Here is an 18,209-nt window from a genome sequence, read left to right as displayed (position 1 = left end):
CTTGCCCACAAAAAAGCCCCTCTTGCGAGGGGCTCTTTGTGCAGCGCTTTCAACCAACCAGCATCAGGTCATCTGAATGATGGTTTGCATGATGGTGCTTTGGGTGGAGATGGTCTTGGCGTTCGCTTGGTAGTTACTCTGGGCCTTAATCAGGTCGACCAGTTCATTGGTCAGATTGACGTTGGACTCTTCCAGAGAGTTGGAATTGATCTCGCCCAAGGTACCAGTGTTCGGCGCATCGTAGCCCGGGATACCCGACGCGTAGGTTTCTTTCCAGCCGGTGCCGCCAATTGGCTGCAGACCTTGCTCGTTGGTGAAACTGGCGAGCGAGATCTGGCCGATGGCCTTGGTCTGGCTGTTGCTGAAGTTGGCGAGCATCACACCGCTGCCGTCGATGGTCAAGTTGGTGATCTGGCCCGTGGCGTAACCGTTCTGTGTAGGAATCGAACGCGCGGTGTCGGCGTTGAACTGCTTGGTATTGCTCATGGAGATAGTTACACCAGCCGGGTCGGCGGCGGCGCCATTGGCTGCCCACACACCATTGGTCACCTTGCCGGGAATCCAGCCTGTGACCTTCAGGTCAGGGCTGACGATCGGTGCCGGCACGGCTGGAGTGGTCACCGAAACCAGCTTGCCCGAGGTGTCGAACACCATGGTCGAAGCGACCGGTGGCGAAGCGGCAAGAGTCGGGTCGCTGCCATTCGGGTTGCGACCATCGATCAAGGTGTAGGTTTGCCAAGTGTTCGCGCCAGTCTTGACCATGAATTGATCCATGACGTGCGAATTACCCTGAGTGTCGTAAATCGGGGTGCTGAACTGCTTGGTGAAAGTTTCCTGCTTCGACGGGTCAAACTTGTTGGCGGGAAGAGCCTGGTCGATGATCGGCGCCGTGGAGTTCAGGTTGATTGTCGACGAAACAGTGGTGGTGGTCTTCGGTGCCAGGTTCGACGTATCAATGCGCAGGTCAGTCAAAACGCCATTGATAATCTTGCCATTGGCATCCACCCCGTAACCCTGCAGACGCGCAGAGCCATCGGTGTTGGTCACGTAACCGTCCTTGTCGACCTTGAACGTACCGGCACGGGTGTAGGACAGCGAGCCGTTATCGTTCAGCACGAAGAAGCCGGAACCGTTGATACCCATGTCCAGCACGTTGCCGGTATTGCTGACGTCGCCCTGGGTGAACTGCTGGGAAACGTTGGCCAGGCGCACGCCGTTACCGATGGTTTTGCTGCCGGAACCCAGCTTGGTGGCCGAATAAACGTCTTCGAATTCTGCACGGGACGATTTGAAACCGGTGGTCGCGACGTTGGCGATGTTGTTGCCGGTTACGTCCAGTTGTTTGTTGGCTGCATAGAGACCGCTAAGGCCGATATTGAAAGACATATTCCACTCCTTTGTGCCGTGTTAGCCGGCTCTACATACCAATGGTTTTAACTTTGGACAGGGCGATGCTGCCCAGCCCGGCCAGATTGAGCATCAACTCACCGCCGGTCTGGCTGATGGTCACGCTGTTGACCGTTGCTGGCAGGTTGGTGATCAGCGATACCGCCTTGCTATCGATGGTCGTCGATGCCGCGAAGGTGTAAGTGCCCGACGCCAGGGCTTTACCCGCAGAGTCCTTGCCGTCCCAGATGAAGCTGGAATTGCCGGTTGCCTGAGCCCCTAGATCGATGGTGCGAACAAGCTTGCCCTCCGCGTCCGTGATCTTCACCGTAACTCCCGCCACCGACGCCGGGAGCACGACCTCACCGCTAAACGACTTCGAGGTATCGACCACGGCTTTGCTTCCCGGTGCGATGACCGAGCGCCCCACCAGCGACGAGGCTTGCAACGCCTGCGACGAGCTGTTGCTGGCGGCAATTTTGCTCACGCTGGTGTTGAGCGTAGTGATCCCTTCCAGACTACTGAACTGCGCCAACTGAGCCACGAACTCACCGTTGTCCTGCGGTTCGAGCGGGTTCTGGTTTTTCAGCTGGGTCACCAGCAGTTGCAGGAACGCGTCCTTGCCCAGAGACTGCTTGCCGGTGGCGCTGTTCGTCGCGGACGCCAGGCCATCGGCACTGGTGTTGGTCTTGGTCTTGATCGAAGAGTTGGCCAAGATGTCTTTGAGGCTAGGGCCACTGGTGGTATCGGTAATACTCATCTGAGTCGCCCCTTATCACTGACCGAGGGTCAGGACCTTCTGCATCATGGTTTTGGCGGTGTTCATCATTTCGGCGTTGGTCTGGAACGAGCGGCTCGCGGAAATCATGTCAGCCATTTCTTCCACCACGTTGACGTTCGGGTAGTAGACGTAGCCCTTGCCGTCGGCCGCCGGATGGTTCGGCTCGTAGCGCGCCTCAAGGTTGCTCTGGTCTTCGACTACGCCAAGCACTTGCACACCTTGACCGGCCGCGTCCTGGCTCTGGAACAGCGAATCGCTGCCGCCGCTCTGGCCGCCCTGGAACATGGTGGCAAATACCGGGTGCCGTGCACGGTAGGTCTGGTCGATGCTCGAGGAGACGGTCTCGGCGTTGGCGATGTTACTGGCGACGGTGTTCAAGCGAGTGGTCTGGGCACTCATGCCGCTACCGGCAATGTTGAAAACACTGGATAGAGACATGGCTTACTCTCCGCGCAGGGCTGATACCAGCCCTTTGAATTTGCTGTTGAGCAGGGTGAAGCTGGCCTGGAAGCCGACGGCGTTTTCCGCGTAGTTCGACTGCTCAAGCTGGGCGTCCACGGTGTTCTGGTCGATCGACGGTTGCATCGGCGTGCGATACAGCAGCGACTCGTCGCCATTGCCCAGTCCTTCGGCTTCGATATGACGGTTGTTGGTCATGTTCAAGGCGAAAGTGCCGCTCTTGGTCTTCTCATTCTGCTCGGCGAGCACTTTCGAGAAGTCCAGATCCCGAGCCTTGTAGTTCGGGGTGTCGGCATTGGCGATGTTGTTGGCCAGGACTTCGGCACGCTGAGCGCGGTAGCCCAGGGCTTGTTCGTGGATACCGAGCGCTTTATCGAAGCTGATGCTCATGTCGGGAAACCTTCGGGTGACCTGATTTTTCGTAACAGAGACATAGCAAGCGGCGTGCCAATTCAAAAAAGGCCGTAAACCGGGGCTATGCGGGCAGTGGCAACGTGGCAATGCCAGAAAAGCGGCAACCGATTTCCGCCGCCTGCCGCTTTTCTGCCGCTCGCCTCCCAAAAATCGCAGGCAAAAAAAACGGGAGCCCCTGAGGACTCCCGTTTTTTTTATACCGTCAACGAATCACTTCGCCTGGTAAATGATCCCCGGGCTGCATTGGACCATTTGGTAATGGTCCGGCAAACCGTTCAGCGCCTCGGAAGCACCGAGGAACAGATAACCGCCTGGCTTCAACGTGCTGTGAATGCGCAACAGGATGTCCTTCTTCACCTCGGCGGAGAAGTAGATCAGCACGTTGCGACAGAACACGATATCGAACTTGCCGAGGCTCGCGTAGCTGTCCAGCAGGTTGAACGAGCGAAACTCCACCCGGCTCTTGATCGGCGCCTTGATGGCCCAGCGCCCCGGCCCTTTCGGGTCGAAGTAACGCTGAAGGCGCTCGGGCGACAGACCACGGCCGATGGCCAGGCTGTCGTACTCGCCGGTCTTGCAGTTGGTCAGCATGGTGCCGGACAGGTCGGTGGCAACGATTTGCACGCCCATCTTCAACTGGCCCATGTTCACGCGCTCGAACTCATCGATCGACATCGACAGCGAATACGGTTCCTGACCCGACGAACACGCCGCCGACCAGATCCGCAGACGCTGGCCAGGGGCGGCCTTGATCGCGGCGGGCAGCACCTTGTTCTTCAAGACTTCAAACGGATAGGTGTCACGAAACCACAGGGTTTCGTTGGTGGTCATGGCATCCACCACCATCTCGCGCAAACCGCTGCGTGGCTGGGTCTGGATGCGCTGGACCAGCTCACCCAGGGACTTGATGCCTTGCTGTTCCATCAGTTTGTTGAGACGGCTCGAGACCAGGTATTGCTTGTTTTCACCGAGCAAAATGCCACAGGCTTTTTCCAGGAAGACCCGGAACTGTTCAAAATCCAAATTACCCGTAGACAAAGATGCCGCCTCTTAAATCGTGTTAACCGCCAGGGGCAGAAGGCCCCTAGCTGATGTCTGCTGCTTTGATCCGGTTGACTACCCGGGATGCCAGGTCATCAGGACGGAATTTGGCAAGGAAGTCATCGGCACCGACCTTCTTGACCATCGCCTGATTGAATACACCCGACAACGAAGTATGCAGGATGATGTGAAGCTTTTGCATGCGAGGGTCGCTGCGGATCTCGGCCGTGAGGGTGTACCCGTCCATCTCCGGCATCTCGATGTCGGAAATCATCATCAGGAACTCCTCTTCCGGCTTCTTGCCCTCGTCGACCAGCTTGCGCAGGTAATCCAGCGCTTGCCGACCGTCGTTCAACGCCACCACTTCGACACCGACCGTCTGCAGGCAACGGGTCACCTGCTTGCGCGCCACCGACGAGTCATCGACCGTCAAAACCCGCAAGGACAACGCCTTGTGCTGAGTCTCGACATCCACCACGCCAACCGAAATCGCTTCCGGTGTCGGCGCCACCTCTGCCAGCACTTTCTCGACGTCGATGATTTCGACTAACTGATTGTCGACCCGAGTCACAGCCGTCAGGTAATGGTCGCGTCCCGTGCCCTTGGGTGGCGGATGAATCTCCTCCCAATTCATGTTGACGATGCGTTCTACCGATCGCACCAGGAAACCCTGGGTCTTGGTGTTGTACTCCGTGATAATCACGAAGGGATTGCTTTGATCTTTCAGCGCACCGGAACCGGTCGCCATCGCCAGATCAAGAATCGGAATGGTCGCCCCCCGAATACTTGCCACACCGCACACGACAGGACTGGATTTTGGCATCAGCGTCAGTTTGGGGCATTGCAGCACCTCCCGAACCTTGAACACGTTGATCCCATACAGCTGCTGGCCGTCAAGACGGAACAACAACAGCTCAAGGCGATTTTGCCCTACCAGTTGCGTGCGCTGGTTTACCGCATCCATTACACCAGCCATGCACAGACTCCTACACCAACGCTTAAGTGTGTTGCGACGCGCATTCATCACTAAACGGCACGGCGCTTGCTTTTTAACTCTTATGAACACAGAACCGACATTTTTCCGACGCCTGACATCAAATGCCCGCACATTAATGTGCGCGATGTCGGCCGTTTGCCTGTTCAACGCTGGCAGCCCTGCCCTTGCTGACGCGGTTACCTTGCCTGACATGCTTATCGGCGTCACTCAGGGCTTTCTTGAATTCACCGTAGAAGACTATCTGGCGACCAGTCAAACGCAAGGCCGTTACGAGATCGAGGTCAACCAGCTCGATCCACGCCTGCGCATGCCCATGTGCGACAAGGAATTGACAGCGACCCTGGAGAGCCCGGCCAAGCCATTAGGCCGCGTCACGGTCAAAGTTCGCTGCGAGGGCGCGTCGCCCTGGACCGTCTTCGTACCCGCTCAAGTGCACCTGTTTCGCGACATTGTGACCACCACCCGCCCGCTGCGACGCGCCGGTATCGTCGAGCCCGACGATGTGACCTTGCGCGAGCGCGACATCAGCCTTATCAACCAGGGTTACCTGACTTCTGTCGACCAGGCGATCGGGCAGAAACTTACCCGACCAATGGTCGCCGATCAGGTCATGACCCTGGTGCACATGGAACAGGCAGAAGTCATCAGTAAGGGCGACCAGGTGGTGATTACCGCCCGCAGCGGTACGCTCAGCGTGCGCATGCCGGGCGAAGCGCTGTCCAACGGCGGCTTGCGCGAACAGATTCGGGTGAAAAACCTCAACTCCCAGCGGGTCATCAAGGCGCAAGTCACCGCGCCCGGCCAAGTGGAAGTGGCCATGTAGAACACTGGCGCGCCGCTCGACTGTTCCTTAAACTGTGCCCCATGCAGGGCAAGCGCTGACGCGCGCAAGCTCATTGATAACGGGGCCTAAAGTTTTTCCGGGTATGGCCGAAAACATGGCAAGCGTCCAAATACCCAGAGGTTTTTTTATCATGGTCATCGATTTCAGCCGTTTAAACAGTTCCCCGTCACTTACCGGCAGTACACGGACCAGCGCCGCGAAGGAAACCGCCGAAGCTGGCAAATCCGCACCGCTGAATACCCCGGCCGAGCAGGTCAGTACCGCTAAAAGCGGGGAATCGGTACATCTCAGCAATGAGGCTCAACAGTTGCAGAAGGTCACTGACAAGCTGCGCGATCAGCCTGCCGTCGACAACGCCCGCGTGGCCGAGTTGAAAGCAGCGATTGCCGATGGCAGCTACAAAGTCGACAGCAACCGTGTAGCCAGCAAACTGCTCAACTTCGAAGCCCAGCGCTAGGCCAAGGCCCGCGCCAGGCTTTTGGACGCTTAAAACCCAAGGCCAGCCATGCACGACTCTAATTTACTGCAACTGATCACTGACGATTTCGCTCCAGCACAGCATTTGCTGGCGTTACTGCAAGCCGAGTCCCTCGCCTTGCACGGTCGTGACATGCCACTGCTGGAAGAAATTCTGGCGCAGAAACAGGCATTGATCATTTTGCTCGATCAGCATGGCCGCAAGCGCAGTGAAATCCTCGCCAGCCTCAAACTGCCGACCAACCGCAACGGCCTGGAGCAACTCGCCAGCCATTCGAGCATTGGCGATCAGTTACTGGAGCGGAGCGATGTGCTGACCGATCTTCTGGCGCAGTGCCAGGCGGCCAACATCAAGAATGGCCAGTCGATTCTGGTGCAACAGGCCGCGACGGCCAATCAGCTGAAAATCCTCAACGGCGGCGAGCCGCCAGCGCTCTATGATGCACGCGGATCAACCTCCATGCTTGCGAAGCCGCGCGCGCTCAGTCAGGCTTGAGCCTGCCGAAAAGCACGCACTATCAAGACGCGAAACATGCTGGCAAACTAATGGCCAGCCGTAGTCATATTTTGTCTGGAGATCGATGAACCGTGTTCAATGCCTTAAGCGCGGAAGATGCTCCGCAGCCACCCAAGGTGCTCACCACGCCTCTGGAGATCTCCGGCAACCTGCGTCAACTGCAAGACAGCCATGATCCGCTGATCATCACGTTCCATGAGCGCAGCCAGCGCTTCCAGAGTTATCTGGTGGACATCGACCGTGACAGCAACATGATTGCCCTGGACGAAATGATTCCCCGCGACGGTGAACGTTTCCTGCTGGCAGGCGAACCGTTCAAGGTAGAAGGCTTTCACGACGGCGTACGTATTGCCTGGGAAAGCAACGGTCCGTTGACCATCGACGAATCCGATGGTGCTCGCTGCTACCGTGGGCCCCTGCCCTCCGAGGTGGTTTACCATCAGCGCCGTAATGCATTCCGCGCGGCATTGAAGCTGGCACAACTGGTCAACGTCGATCTGGGCGGAGAAAAACTCAAGTCGCCGATCAGTGGCAAGCTCCTGGACATCTCGGCCACCGGCTGCAAGTTGCGCTTCGAAGGCGACATCACGGGCAGCCTGCAACTGGGTCAGGTCTATGACCGCTTCACCGCCGCCCTGCCCTTTGGCAACATGACGGCTCCGGTCGAATTGCGTTATCTGCACTTCGAAGAAAGGATCTCCACCACCTTCGCCGGCGTACGCTTTCACAACATGAGCGGGCTGGTGCAGCGCCAGGTCGAGCGGTTCGTCTATCAGCTTCAGCGCGAAGCACGGCGCTTCGACAAAGACGACATGTAATACGACGTTTCAATAGAAAACGGGCAGTCCCTTGCGGCGACTGCCCGTTTTTTTATGCGTTGGATCTAAGGCCTGGCCTCGGTAAAACTTTGCTCGCGACCCGCGTTAGGGTCTTCGGGCGGTGGATCGGTTTCGGGCTCTGGCTCTGGTTCTGGTTCAGGTTCAGGTTCAGGTTCAGGTTCAGGTTCAGGATTGATCGGGTTCTGCATCTGGTCCTGCACCACCTGTTCATCGACACGCGGGTCAAGGCAAGCCACCAACGGTGAACTCGACATGCTGTCCGGCATGGCGACGTGATGCAGCGGTGCATCGTCCACCTGATGCAGGTTGGTCACCGCTTTCGGGCGAATCCGCCACACCAGCACCAACGCGAAGAAACTGAAGAAGGCATAGAGCATGTGACTGCCGAACATTTTCATCAGTACCCCGGCCACCAGCGGCCCGATACTGGCACCGACACCGTAGGTCACCAACAGCATCGCCGTCAGGGACACCCGCCGATCACCCTCGACGTGGTCGTTGGAAAACGCCACCGCCAATGGATACAGGCAGAACTGCACCAACGAACAGAAGAACCCGGCAATAAACAGCACCTCCAGCGGCACTTGCTTGATGATCGCCAGTGGCAATGCAGCCAGCGCCAGGCTAAATGCAAAACAGCGGATCAACAGTGCCCGGTCATAACGATCGGACAGCCAACCCAGCGGCCACTGCACCACCAGACCGGCGAAAATGCAGCTACCCATGAACAGACCGACCTGCTCCGTGGACAAGCCTTGCTGCGAGGCGTACAGCGGCGCCAGGCCGTAAAACGAACCGACGATCAGCCCTGCCCCAAGCACCGTGCTCAACGATTGCGGCACGCGCTTGATAAAAAACCGCGGCTCCATCGGCGCGGGGTGCAACGCCGCCGGGTGAATCCGCTGGGTCAGGGCCACCGGCACCAGACACAGGGCAAAGCAAAGAGCGACCAACATCAACAGTTCCAAGCCCAGCGCCGGGTGCATGACCAGGATCAATTGACCCAACACCAGCCCCAGGTACGAGGCGATCATGTAGCCGCTGAAAACGATGCCACGTTGCTTGGCTTCGGCCTGCTCATTGAGCCAGCTTTCGATGACCATGTACTGGCACATCATCCCGAGGCCGACGATGACCCGGAGGAAGATCCAGGCAGGCAACCAGTCGACCAGGCCATGGCCCAGCACCGCCGCGCCGACAATCCCGGCGCAGACTGAATAAGCTCGGATATGCCCGACCCGGGCAATCAGCCGATGGCCGATCTTGCCGCCCAGCACCAGGCCGAAATAGTTGGCTGCCATCAACGCCCCGACCCACAGGCTGTCGACATGGTCGGCGGCCAGGCGCAAGGCCAGGTAAGTACTCAACAGGCCAGAGCCGATCAACATCATCAGCGAGGCAAAATAAAGCGCTCGAAAGGGTTTCCAGATTTGGCGCATCGGCGTTCCGAGCGGCTCCTTGCAGTGAGAATCGGGCTACCCGAAAAGATAGCCCGAAGACGATGGAACGTCAGGCCTGAGCAGCCAGGATACGGCGCTCCCAGGGAGTAATTTCATCAAAGAAGCTGGTCAACTCCATGGTCTTCGAAGCGACGTAGCCTTCGATGAACTCCTTGCCAAACAGTTCCTTCGCCAATTGACTACGTTTCAGACGCTCAATAGCGGCATGCAAGGTACACGGCAACGAAAGATTGTCCGGCACTTCGAATTCACCCTGGATCGCCTCGCTCGGCTCCAGTTTGTGTTCAATGCCATACAACCCTGCGGCAAGACTGGCGGCGATCGCCAGATAGGGATTTGCATCGGCCCCCGGCAAGCGGTTCTCGACCCGACGAGCGGCTGGGGAGCTGGCCGGAATACGCAAACCGGCCGCACGGTTGTCGTGGGACCAACAGGCATTATTCGGCGATGCGAAGGGATGGCACAAGCGCTGATAAGAGTTCACGTTCGGCGCGAACAACGCGGTGAAATCCGCCATGCCGGCCTGCTGACCCGCGATGAAATGGCGGAACGCTGCGGTTGGCTCACCGGCCTGGTCGCTGAACACGTTACGCCCGCTGCCGATCTCGACGATGCTCTGGTGAATATGCATCGAACTGCCCGGCGTGTGTGCCAGGGGTTTGGCCATGCAGACCACGGTCAGGCCATGCTTGAGCGCAACTTCTTTAAGTAAATGTTTGAACAGGAAGGTCTGGTCGGCCAACAGCAGCGGGTCGCCGTGCAGCAGGTTGATCTCAAACTGGCTGACGCCCATCTCGTGCATGAAGGTATCGCGCGGCAAGCCCAGGGCCGCCATGCATACGTAGACTTCACTGAAGAATGGCCGCAAGCCGTTATTGGAACTGACACTGAACGCCGAAAGACCGTCCTCGCGACGACCGTCCAGGCCCAGCGGCGGCTGGAACGGTTGAGTGGGGTCGGTGTTGGGCGCAAACACAAAGAATTCCAGCTCGGTCGCCACTACCGGCGCCAGGCCGAGGGCCGCATAACGCGCGATCACGGCTTTGAGTTGGCCGCGGGTCGACAGAGACGAGCTTTCGCCGCTCAGCTCGTCCGCATCGCAAATGGCGAAAGCTCGTGGCTGTTTGCTCCAGGGCAAGCGATGGATCTGTGCGAGATCGGGCACCAGCGCCAGGTCGCCATCATCGCTTCCATAAAAGCGCGCTGGCGGATATCCGCCCATGATGCATTGCAGCAGCACCCCCCGTGCCATCTGCAAACGCCGCCCCTCGAGAAAGCCTTCGGCGGTCATTACCTTGCCGCGCGGTACGCCATTCAAGTCCGGCGTGACACATTCAATCTCATCAATGCCCGTCAATCGCTCCGCGAGTGAACAATGGCCATCGGTTGTCATGACGCAATCCTTTTTGTTATGCAAGCCGCGAACGGCGACCCGTACAAAATAGGCTCCGCCTGTTTGGAATATCAAGCAGCGGCCAACAAAAAGAACCGGTCAGGGCAGATAGAGGTTGAACACTCCACCACCCAGCGGACCACCATTGCTGATTTCGGTGCGTCCGCCCACGCCATTACGCTGATGAAGTGCGGCAATCCGCCCGGCAAAGTACAGGCCCAGGCCAGTGCTTCCGCTGCTGTGGTTGATGCCCTGCACGTAATCGGCCTGACGCTCGATCATCTCGGGAGGATAACCCTCGCCATCGTCGTTGACGGTCAGCACCAATTGCCCGGCTTCATCGCTGACGCTGACCAACACCGCGTGGCGGGCGTAACGAATGGCATTGTTAATGCTGTTGGCCAGCACCGAAGCAATCAGCTCCCGGTCGAAGAAGCCCAGCGGGCTCAACGGGTCCACTTCATAGGTCGCCATAATGCCGCGACTGGCGAACACTTCTTGGTGCGCTGCCAATTGCGCTTCGATGAAGTCATCCAGCTCATGGTAGGCCGGTTGCAATGGCATCTGGTTGACGCCGAGTTTGTACAGACCCAGCAACTGCACCAGCATGCCGTTGAGGTGGGCGAACTCGAAGTCGATGACGCCCTGCTCCGGAGTGTGCTGCTGCGGATCCGGCAAGCGCGCCAGCCATTGACTGTGGGCCTGCATCAGCATGGCCAGGGAGTTCTTCATGTCGTGCACGGTGGAGGCAATCACCGTGGAAAAATCGAGTGCCTGTTCGCGGTCGCTCATTCGCCAAACGCCTTGCTTCGCAGCTTCTGATAACGGGAATAACGCGCATCGGTATCGGGCATCAGGCCGACCATTTTCAGGCAGGCCCGACATTCCTCCAGCTCCGCCGAAGGAGCACTGGTGTCGGTGCCGTGCAGCAGCGACTGCGCCATGTTCAGCGCGATACTGATGTTCTTCGGCTGCATCGCCAAGGCTTTGCGGAACACCTGCCGCGCTTCCACCAGGTTGCCGGTCTTGTATACCCGCACGCCCTGACGGTTGAGGTCGGCAGCGGCGTTGCCGGAATTGAGAATACTCGGATCGTCGGTCAACTTGGCGATGCCCTTCATCACCGCCGGGTCGTCGCCGTAGATTTCCGCACAGTTTTTCAGCATCGAGGCACCGGCGCTGGCCTGCCCGAGCATTTGCAGTTGCTTGGCCACCAGCAGCGCCGCTTCGGCACTCATGAACTGCTCCATGCCATCGAGGCGCATCATTGCCTGCTCGGTAAGCTTCTCGGCGGTTTCGGCATCGTTAAGCAGCAGGCTGGTGGCTTTCATCAGCCGCGCACGAATCTGCAGACCAGGATCGGTAGGGTTTTCCTTGGCCACCGCACTCAGCGTCGTGTTGATTTCCAGCCGGGTCCGGGTATCCAGGCCTTTTTCGCTGCCTTTGCTGATCAAAGCGTGGGCCAGGCCCAGGTTGCTCTCCGCATCCTTGAAACGTGACTGCGCGCCCTGCGCCACGGCCTGACGATAGGCTTTGGCGGCGGTTTCAAAATCTTCGTTGGCCATCGCCAACTTGCCCAGCAGCGCTTGCCGGCGCACCGCCAGCGGCGACAATCGGATCGCCTCTTCCAGCACGTTTTGGGCAGCCCTGGTGTCTCCTTCAGCGATCAGCACATCGGCCATGCCGTCGTAGAGCGCCGGCATCATCGGGAACACTTTCAGGGCTTTTTCGTAGACGCCCTTGGACTGACTGGCCTGGCCGCGCTTGAACAGCAATTTGCCCAGACCGGCAAACGCCCACGGCAAAGGCCGATCAGCAATGATGCTGTTGTAGAGACGCTCCAGCGCTTCGTTCTGATTCAGGTCGCGCAGGGCATCGGCGCGATAGCGCAGGCACAACGGCGAGTAGCGGATGTCTTGCTTGCACAGGGCGATGCAGGCATTGAGCACTTCAACCGGTTTGCCCCGGTCGAGGGCTTGCAGGATCGGCTTGAGCAACGTCTTGCGTTGCTCTAGCCGCTCCAGACGTTGAGCCAGGCCGGAACGGTTGAACGGTTTGGTCAGGTACGCATCGGGTTCGTGTTCCAACGCACTGAGCACCATTGCCTGACTGGTCTCTGCGGTGACCATGACGAACACGGCTTCATGACTGATCAGCTTCTCGATCATCAGGTCTTCAAGCACCTGCTGACCGTTCTTCTTGCCATCGCCCAAGTGAAAGTCCTGCAGGATGAAATCGTAGGCCTTCTGCGAACACATACGCAGCGCCTGTTCTCCGGTGTCGGCAGTGTCGACATCCTTGACGCCCAGCTCGCGCAGCATGGACCTGACGGAACTGCGGAAATCCGAGAAATCATCGACGATCAAAAAACGCTTTTGGTGATACGACAGCATCGAAGCTTTCCAGGCAATTTAAGAAGAAGACCATGACTGTTCGGGTTATCGGCCAGTAGTGGCGTTCCCTTAAGAAGTCATGCCGCTCAGTACGCGCTAAATATTTGAAGGTTTACTGTTGGGCGACATGCTGATCGGCGTGACCAATTGCTTCCGTGATCGAGAAGCCCTCAAGGCCCTGGAGTGAGATGTCGTGCCTGAGCCGCTCCTTGTGATCAGCCCACAAATCGAGGGATCGCCCTTCGTTGAGCGCATCAGTGTCAGCATGCCCCCTTGTCGGTCAGATACTCCTCCCAGCATCGTCAGATCTGAACCCAGAACTTTGCGCCTCTTCGTCGCATCAATTTCACTCCATAAGGCGTGTCTGGAGCAAGGCACAGCAATGACAGACTTTCCCTGTAGATCGTCGGGTGATAGCGCGTAAAAAAGCCCCGCCGGAAAATCGCCCGGCGGGGCTCTTATTTGCCGCTTGGTGCTACCTGCTGACGCGGAGTAAATGCCCTGTCAGACAGGTGACCAAAGAGGCTTGGATTAATGGTGTCCCAGGGCAGGTTCGAACTGCCAACCTTCCCCTTAGGAGGGGGATGCTCTATCCAATTGAGCTACTGAGACACAGGTCGACCACGAAGAAAACGCGGTGCAATGGACGGCGTGCATGTTAACGGGCAGGCCTGCTTTTGTCATGTCGTCCTTTGGGCTTTTTCAGTGTAGGCACACGCCTTGGCGGAGCGTGGCTTTGTTTACCGTGCAAATTGCATCACCTCAAAAAAGCCATCATTGCAAAATGCAATGCAGTCACCTCGAACAAATAACTTAATTCGTTGTTTTTAAAGGATTTAATTGCCGTCAGACTCTTGGCATGCGGGCTGCTTGAGTCGTTCTCCACAGAACAACGGAGGCCTGCCTAATGAACAGCGCCCTTTTACTCTCGAACGCGATTACCCTGGCGACTCTGTTGGGCTTTCATTTTGTCCCCGAGAGCGGTGTTGAGTCAGTTGCCCAACGCATGCCGCATTACCTTCAACTGCAAAAAGCGCCTCAATTGGCGGTAATGAGCGATGAGCGCAGCTTTGTCAGCCAAGAGGTGAGCCAGGAGGGCATCCTGCTGCCAGCTCAGTCTTCCGAACGTTTGGTATTTTGAATCACCCCATCAGGAGCACCGCATGTCCAAATCCGCCGCTGGATTTTTCATCCTCGCCTTACTGAGCGGCATTCTTCATTTGTCAGTAGTACAGGACACTGTCATTACGTTGCCCCTGATCGCCAGCGGCGTATTCGGTGCGCTGTTTGTGCTGGCACTGATTGCCGGGCGCAAGATCAAGTTCGATCCGGTACTGCGTTAACCCTCAACAGATTCAGCAGATTGGCAACTGTGGTGGACAGTTCGCCTGAATTGTCGAGTCGATGGATCTGAGTGCCACCAATTGAACCCTCTGCCGTGAATAACCCATTGCGATGGAGCCTTGCCTCAATCTCCTCAAGACTCTCGCGACCACGGCGCAACAGTCGTTCTCGCAGGACTTGATCCTTGACCGTCAACAGAACCGGCAACAGCGTTGGATACCGGTGCAGCGCCTCAGCCAGATGGCCGCGGGAGCCGTTGACGAGGACATGTCGGCCGTCATTGAGCCATTGATCTATTTCGATCGGAATACCGTAATCCAGGCCATTCGCGTTCCAGAACAGCGCGAAATCACCCTCGACTCTGTGTCGTTCGAACGCTTCCCGGGAAACTCCGATCGCATCCTCACCCACTGATTCGGCCGACCGCGTGATGAACCGACGCACCACTCCACAATTGCGCACCTGCAAAGGCTCTCGAGCGGCTTCGATGAGGCTGTCCTTGCCGGACCCAGAAGGCCCCATCAAGTAAATCAGCCTGCCATCCATCCTGAAATAGCCTCCCACTGCATGTCTGCCCCTAGTAAATCGGCCATATGCCACTATCCTGTACAAAGTAAGGAACACTGATCGAATCCGCACAGCATGCACCTTCAGGCGTCTTCGGACATCACCTGTCGACCAGGAGGATGCGGTCAGTCAAACGGACTAGAGCAAACTTTTCAAACCAGCCCGCATTTCTGATAATGGGTGCTGGCATAAAGCCTTTATCCAGTTCAATATTTGTCACAGAATTGACGCCAATGAACTGGCTGCGTTGAGGCATGATGCGAGCCTCTATCAATTCAGGTTGAACATTTGGCCAGAGTGCTTGTCCTAACAGACATCCTGCGGCCAATCCCGAGAACCGCTCCCCTGAACTAACCGGTTAAATATATGCGCCCATTGAAACAGGCAATTTATTCCAGCCGTACGGCTGACAAGTTCGTCGTACGTCTGCCAGACGGAATGCGTGAACGCATTGCCGAGGTGGCTCGCAATCATCATCGCAGCATGAACTCCGAAATCATCGCGCGCCTTGAGCAGAGCCTTATTCAGGAAGGCGCGTTGGGCGAAGAATTGAGTATGCGTCTGGACAGCCCGGAGCTGTCATTGCACGAACGTGAACTGCTGCAACGCTTCCGCCAACTCTCCCACCGTCAGCAGAACGCTCTTGTCTCGCTGATTGCGCATGATACCGAAATGGCCGCAGACGCTTCCTGATTCATTCCGAATGCTCAAGCCAGCTTAATCGCTGGCTTTTTTTTGCCTGAAATTCGGGCATAAAAAACCCGCCAATTGGCGGGTTTTTAACGTCAGCAAGTCAGAGCAGGAAGATTGTCGCCAGCCCGAGAAAGATGAAAAATCCGCCGCTGTCCGTCATGGCGGTGATCATCACACTGGCACCCATCGCAGGATCGCGCCCCAGCCGCGCCAGGGTCATGGGAATCAACACTCCCGCCAATGCCGCCAGCAACAAGTTGAGCGTCATGGCGGCCATCATCACCACACCCAGAGACCAACTGCCATACAGCAGGTAGGCGACCACGCCGATCACACCGCCCCAGACCAGGCCATTGATCAGACCTACCGCCAATTCCTTGCGCATCAGGCGCGAAGTATTGCCGGTGCTGACCTGATCCAGCGCCATGGCCCGAACGATCATGGTGATCGTCTGGTTACCCGAGTTGCCACCGATACCGGCCACGATCGGCATCAATGCCGCCAGCGCCACCAGCTTCTCGATGGAGCCTTCGAAAAGACCGATCACCCGGGATGCGATAAACGCGGTAATCAGGTTCACGGCCAACCAGGCCCAACGGTTACGCAGGGATTTCCAGACTGACGCAAAAATATCTTCTTCTTCGCGCAGACCCGCCATGTTGAGAACTTCGTTTTCGCTCTCTTCACGAATCAGGTCGACCATTTCATCGATGGTCAGACGACCGATCAGCTTGCCGTTCTTGTCGACTACGGGCGCCGAGACCAAGTCGTAACGCTCGAACGCCTGAGCCGCGTCATAGGCGTCTTCGTCCGGGTGAAAACTCACCGGGTCGCTGGCCATGACTTCAGCAACCTGTTTTTCCGGGTCATTTACCAGCAATCGCTTGATTGGCAACACGCCCTTGAGGACACCGTCGTAATCGACCACGAACAATTTGTCCGTGTGGCTCGGCAGCTCCTTGAGGCGGCGCAGGTAACGCAAAACCACTTCGAGACTGACGTCCTCACGGATCGTCACCATCTCGAAGTCCATCAGCGCACCGACCTGATCCTCGTCGTAGGACAACGCAGAGCGTACGCGCTCACGCTGTTGACCATCGAGGGTTTCCATCAGCTCGTGGACGACGTCTCGCGGTAGCTCGGAGGCCAGGTCAGCAAGTTCGTCGGCGTCCATGTCCTTGGCCGCAGCCAGGAGCTCGTGATCGTCCATGTCGGCGATCAGCGTTTCACGAACCGAATCGGATACTTCGAGCAGAATGTCGCCGTCGCGATCGGCCTTGACCAATTGCCAGAGCGTCAGACGATCGTTCAGCGGCAAGGCTTCAAGGATGTAGGCGACGTCGGCGGAGTGCAAATCATCGAGCTTGCGTTGCAACTCGACGAGGTTTTGCCGGTGAACCAGGTTCTCGACCCGGTCGTGATGCGGACCTTCCTGGCGATGAGTCAGGTCTTCGACCACTCGCTGACGCTGCAGCAGCTCAACAACTTGAGCGAGGCGGTCCTGCAAGCTTTCCTGCGTTTTCTTTACTTCAACTTCAGACATAGGCGAACTCCACTCCCAGCAGCGGGGCACGCCGGAAGGATCAATCAGTCAATTCATGATTGGAAAAAAGGGATACTGAGTAACTACTGGGTAAGTCCATGGAGGTATTCCACAAGCCCCGGCGGGGCTGACGGGCGCAATGATACACCGCCCGACGGTTTTAATCGTTAAAAAATCGTGGCTGAAACAAGCGCTTGCAAGACAAACTTGAGCGCTGTCCTGATCCGTCAAATTGCGACGACTCATCCTGAAAAGAAAACACACCACAGCCGAAAAATGTAGCGACTACCCTTGAGATGGACCGTCATGGAGGACGTTTAATGCCATCGAATGCACATTATTTTTTTTTGATCGCCCTGCTCTGCCCGTCGCCCTGGGCGCTGGCCACGACCGTTCACCGCTGCGAAGCGGCCAACGGGCGCACTACCTTCACTACGTTGAGCTGTGCGGCCGGAGACAGCCTTTCGCTTCAGGATGTGCGCACCTTCACGCCAGGCAGCACAACCGCTCTCATGCCGGAAGCCGAGATTCGTGAAACATCAGGCATGAAAATCAAAAGGAGAGATCCGACTGTCGTCGGCCGGACCGAGGACAAATGTGGAAACCTGATCAGCGCCAGGGAACGCCGCGAAGCCATCATCAATCAGCGGGTTGTCGCTGGCATGAGTCAGCAGGACGTCGAGAGCGCCCTTGGCAAGCCAGACAAGATCAGTATTCGCAATTCAGCGACGAGCTACCGTTACGACACCAGGCGAGGTCGCAGCGCACACGTCGAGTTCGATGAGAAAGGATGCACCAAAGGAAAAGCCAAATCCCAGACGGCAAAAAGCCCGCGTTAAACGCGGGCTTTTTGGTGTTTGGTGCACTCGACAGGATTCGAACCTGTGACCGCTCGGTTCGTAGCCGAGTACTCTATCCAGCTGAGCTACGAGTGCATTTGTGTTTTTATCCCAGATCACAACTGGCTGAAGCAAAGTCATTCGCATTACTGCAAACAACTCTTAAATGGTGCACTCGACAGGATTCGAACCTGTGACCGCTCGGTTCGTAGCCGAGTACTC

21 protein-coding genes and 3 tRNA genes (1 of these 24 only partly in view) are annotated in these 18,209 nt (G+C 57.3%); 8 read left to right on the top strand and 16 right to left on the bottom strand.

Annotated features, from left to right (window positions below):
• Positions 1 to 63: 63 nt before the first annotated feature.
• The 6 genes from flgE to QK293_RS03340 all read right to left on the bottom strand — a co-directional run bounded on the left by flgE (position 64) and on the right by QK293_RS03340 (position 5,057).
• Positions 64 to 1,386 carry a flagellar hook protein FlgE gene (gene flgE, locus QK293_RS03365; RefSeq protein WP_282375624.1) on the bottom strand — a complete coding sequence of 441 codons (1,323 nt, stop codon included), beginning with the start codon at positions 1,384 to 1,386 and terminating at the stop codon, positions 64 to 66.
• Positions 1,387 to 1,417: 31 nt separating this feature from the next.
• Entirely contained in the window at positions 1,418 to 2,146 is a 729-nt protein-coding gene (gene flgD / locus QK293_RS03360; protein ID WP_282375623.1) for a flagellar hook assembly protein FlgD, read from the bottom strand.
• A gap of 15 nt (positions 2,147 to 2,161) precedes the next feature.
• The gene (gene flgC, locus QK293_RS03355) at positions 2,162 to 2,605 is read right to left on the bottom strand and encodes a flagellar basal body rod protein FlgC (protein WP_282375622.1); all 444 of its coding nucleotides are present in this window, start codon (positions 2,603 to 2,605) and stop codon (positions 2,162 to 2,164) included.
• Between the two features lie 3 nt (positions 2,606 to 2,608).
• Entirely contained in the window at positions 2,609 to 3,016 is a 408-nt protein-coding gene (gene flgB, locus QK293_RS03350) for a flagellar basal body rod protein FlgB (protein WP_282375620.1), read from the bottom strand.
• Positions 3,017 to 3,250: 234 nt separating this feature from the next.
• Entirely contained in the window at positions 3,251 to 4,078 is an 828-nt protein-coding gene (gene cheR, locus QK293_RS03345) for a protein-glutamate O-methyltransferase CheR (protein ID WP_008147958.1), read from the bottom strand.
• A 46-nt stretch (positions 4,079 to 4,124) separates the two neighbouring features.
• The gene (locus QK293_RS03340; protein WP_282375618.1) at positions 4,125 to 5,057 is read right to left on the bottom strand and encodes a chemotaxis protein CheV; all 933 of its coding nucleotides are present in this window, start codon (positions 5,055 to 5,057) and stop codon (positions 4,125 to 4,127) included.
• Between the two features lie 82 nt (positions 5,058 to 5,139).
• Here QK293_RS03340 and flgA point away from each other — a divergent pair, with 82 nt between their 5' ends.
• The 4 genes from flgA (at position 5,140) to QK293_RS03320 (ending at position 7,734) form a co-directional block, all read left to right on the top strand.
• Entirely contained in the window at positions 5,140 to 5,901 is a 762-nt protein-coding gene (gene flgA / locus QK293_RS03335) for a flagellar basal body P-ring formation chaperone FlgA (protein WP_282375617.1), read from the top strand.
• Between the two features lie 151 nt (positions 5,902 to 6,052).
• The gene (gene flgM, locus QK293_RS03330) at positions 6,053 to 6,379 is read left to right on the top strand and encodes a flagellar biosynthesis anti-sigma factor FlgM (RefSeq protein ID WP_282375616.1); all 327 of its coding nucleotides are present in this window, start codon (positions 6,053 to 6,055) and stop codon (positions 6,377 to 6,379) included.
• Between the two features lie 48 nt (positions 6,380 to 6,427).
• Positions 6,428 to 6,895: a flagellar protein FlgN gene (locus QK293_RS03325; RefSeq protein WP_282375615.1), complete on the top strand. Its 468-nt coding sequence runs from the start codon at positions 6,428 to 6,430 to the stop codon at positions 6,893 to 6,895.
• 92 nt (positions 6,896 to 6,987) lie between these two features.
• Positions 6,988 to 7,734 carry a flagellar brake protein gene (locus QK293_RS03320; protein ID WP_282375614.1) on the top strand — a complete coding sequence of 249 codons (747 nt, stop codon included), beginning with the start codon at positions 6,988 to 6,990 and terminating at the stop codon, positions 7,732 to 7,734.
• A 65-nt stretch (positions 7,735 to 7,799) separates the two neighbouring features.
• Here the strand turns inward: QK293_RS03320 and QK293_RS03315 are convergent, their stop codons facing one another.
• From QK293_RS03315 to QK293_RS03295, 5 genes are all read right to left on the bottom strand, one after another.
• Entirely contained in the window at positions 7,800 to 9,194 is a 1,395-nt protein-coding gene (locus tag QK293_RS03315) for an MFS transporter (protein WP_282375613.1), read from the bottom strand.
• Positions 9,195 to 9,264: 70 nt separating this feature from the next.
• Positions 9,265 to 10,506, bottom strand: a complete 1,242-nt coding sequence (locus QK293_RS03310; protein ID WP_282375764.1) for a glutamine synthetase family protein — start codon at positions 10,504 to 10,506, stop codon at positions 9,265 to 9,267.
• A gap of 201 nt (positions 10,507 to 10,707) precedes the next feature.
• The gene (locus QK293_RS03305) at positions 10,708 to 11,400 is read right to left on the bottom strand and encodes a HAMP domain-containing sensor histidine kinase (protein ID WP_282375611.1); all 693 of its coding nucleotides are present in this window, start codon (positions 11,398 to 11,400) and stop codon (positions 10,708 to 10,710) included.
• Positions 11,397 to 13,001, bottom strand: coding sequence for a response regulator (locus tag QK293_RS03300; protein WP_282375609.1), 1,605 nt, complete (start codon positions 12,999 to 13,001; stop codon positions 11,397 to 11,399). The genes QK293_RS03305 and QK293_RS03300 overlap by 4 nt, the downstream gene beginning before the upstream one ends.
• Before the next feature lie 535 nt (positions 13,002 to 13,536).
• Positions 13,537 to 13,613: transfer RNA gene (locus QK293_RS03295), tRNA-Arg, on the bottom strand.
• A 295-nt stretch (positions 13,614 to 13,908) separates the two neighbouring features.
• Between QK293_RS03295 and QK293_RS03290 the strand changes: the two genes are divergently transcribed.
• The gene (locus tag QK293_RS03290; protein WP_282375606.1) at positions 13,909 to 14,142 is read left to right on the top strand and encodes a hypothetical protein; all 234 of its coding nucleotides are present in this window, start codon (positions 13,909 to 13,911) and stop codon (positions 14,140 to 14,142) included.
• A gap of 22 nt (positions 14,143 to 14,164) precedes the next feature.
• On the top strand, positions 14,165 to 14,344 hold the full coding sequence (locus QK293_RS03285) for a PA3371 family protein (RefSeq protein ID WP_282375604.1): 180 nt from the start codon (positions 14,165 to 14,167) through the stop codon (positions 14,342 to 14,344).
• Here the strand turns inward: QK293_RS03285 and phnN are convergent.
• Together phnN and QK293_RS03275 are read right to left on the bottom strand one after the other, a co-directional pair.
• Positions 14,319 to 14,891 carry a phosphonate metabolism protein/1,5-bisphosphokinase (PRPP-forming) PhnN gene (gene phnN, locus QK293_RS03280; protein WP_282375602.1) on the bottom strand — a complete coding sequence of 191 codons (573 nt, stop codon included), beginning with the start codon at positions 14,889 to 14,891 and terminating at the stop codon, positions 14,319 to 14,321. The two genes, QK293_RS03285 and phnN, sit on opposite strands and share 26 nt — an antisense overlap.
• Before the next feature lie 121 nt (positions 14,892 to 15,012).
• Positions 15,013 to 15,168 carry a hypothetical protein gene (locus QK293_RS03275; RefSeq protein ID WP_282375601.1) on the bottom strand — a complete coding sequence of 52 codons (156 nt, stop codon included), beginning with the start codon at positions 15,166 to 15,168 and terminating at the stop codon, positions 15,013 to 15,015.
• 110 nt (positions 15,169 to 15,278) lie between these two features.
• Between QK293_RS03275 and QK293_RS03270 the strand changes: the two genes are divergently transcribed.
• Positions 15,279 to 15,605: an Arc family DNA-binding protein gene (locus QK293_RS03270; RefSeq protein WP_023966649.1), complete on the top strand. Its 327-nt coding sequence runs from the start codon at positions 15,279 to 15,281 to the stop codon at positions 15,603 to 15,605.
• Between the two features lie 100 nt (positions 15,606 to 15,705).
• On the opposite strand, the gene mgtE is transcribed toward QK293_RS03270, so the two are convergent.
• Positions 15,706 to 17,148, bottom strand: a complete 1,443-nt coding sequence (gene mgtE / locus QK293_RS03265) for a magnesium transporter (protein ID WP_282375600.1) — start codon at positions 17,146 to 17,148, stop codon at positions 15,706 to 15,708.
• Positions 17,149 to 17,468: 320 nt separating this feature from the next.
• Here mgtE and QK293_RS03260 point away from each other — a divergent pair, with 320 nt between their 5' ends.
• Positions 17,469 to 17,987 (top strand): cell envelope protein SmpA, encoded by a 519-nt coding sequence (locus QK293_RS03260; RefSeq protein ID WP_282375598.1) that lies wholly within the window; start codon positions 17,469 to 17,471, stop codon positions 17,985 to 17,987.
• A gap of 19 nt (positions 17,988 to 18,006) precedes the next feature.
• Here QK293_RS03260 and QK293_RS03255 read toward each other — a convergent pair.
• Positions 18,007 to 18,083, bottom strand: a tRNA-Arg gene (locus tag QK293_RS03255).
• Positions 18,084 to 18,154: 71 nt separating this feature from the next.
• Positions 18,155 to 18,209: transfer RNA gene (locus tag QK293_RS03250), tRNA-Arg, on the bottom strand; it runs 122 nt beyond the window's last position.

The organism is Pseudomonas sp. AL03, assembly GCF_029960815.1.
GTDB lineage: Bacteria > Pseudomonadota > Gammaproteobacteria > Pseudomonadales > Pseudomonadaceae > Aquipseudomonas.
Note: the sequence above shows the minus strand (reverse complement) of the source record. Positions and strands in the feature narration are given on the sequence as shown.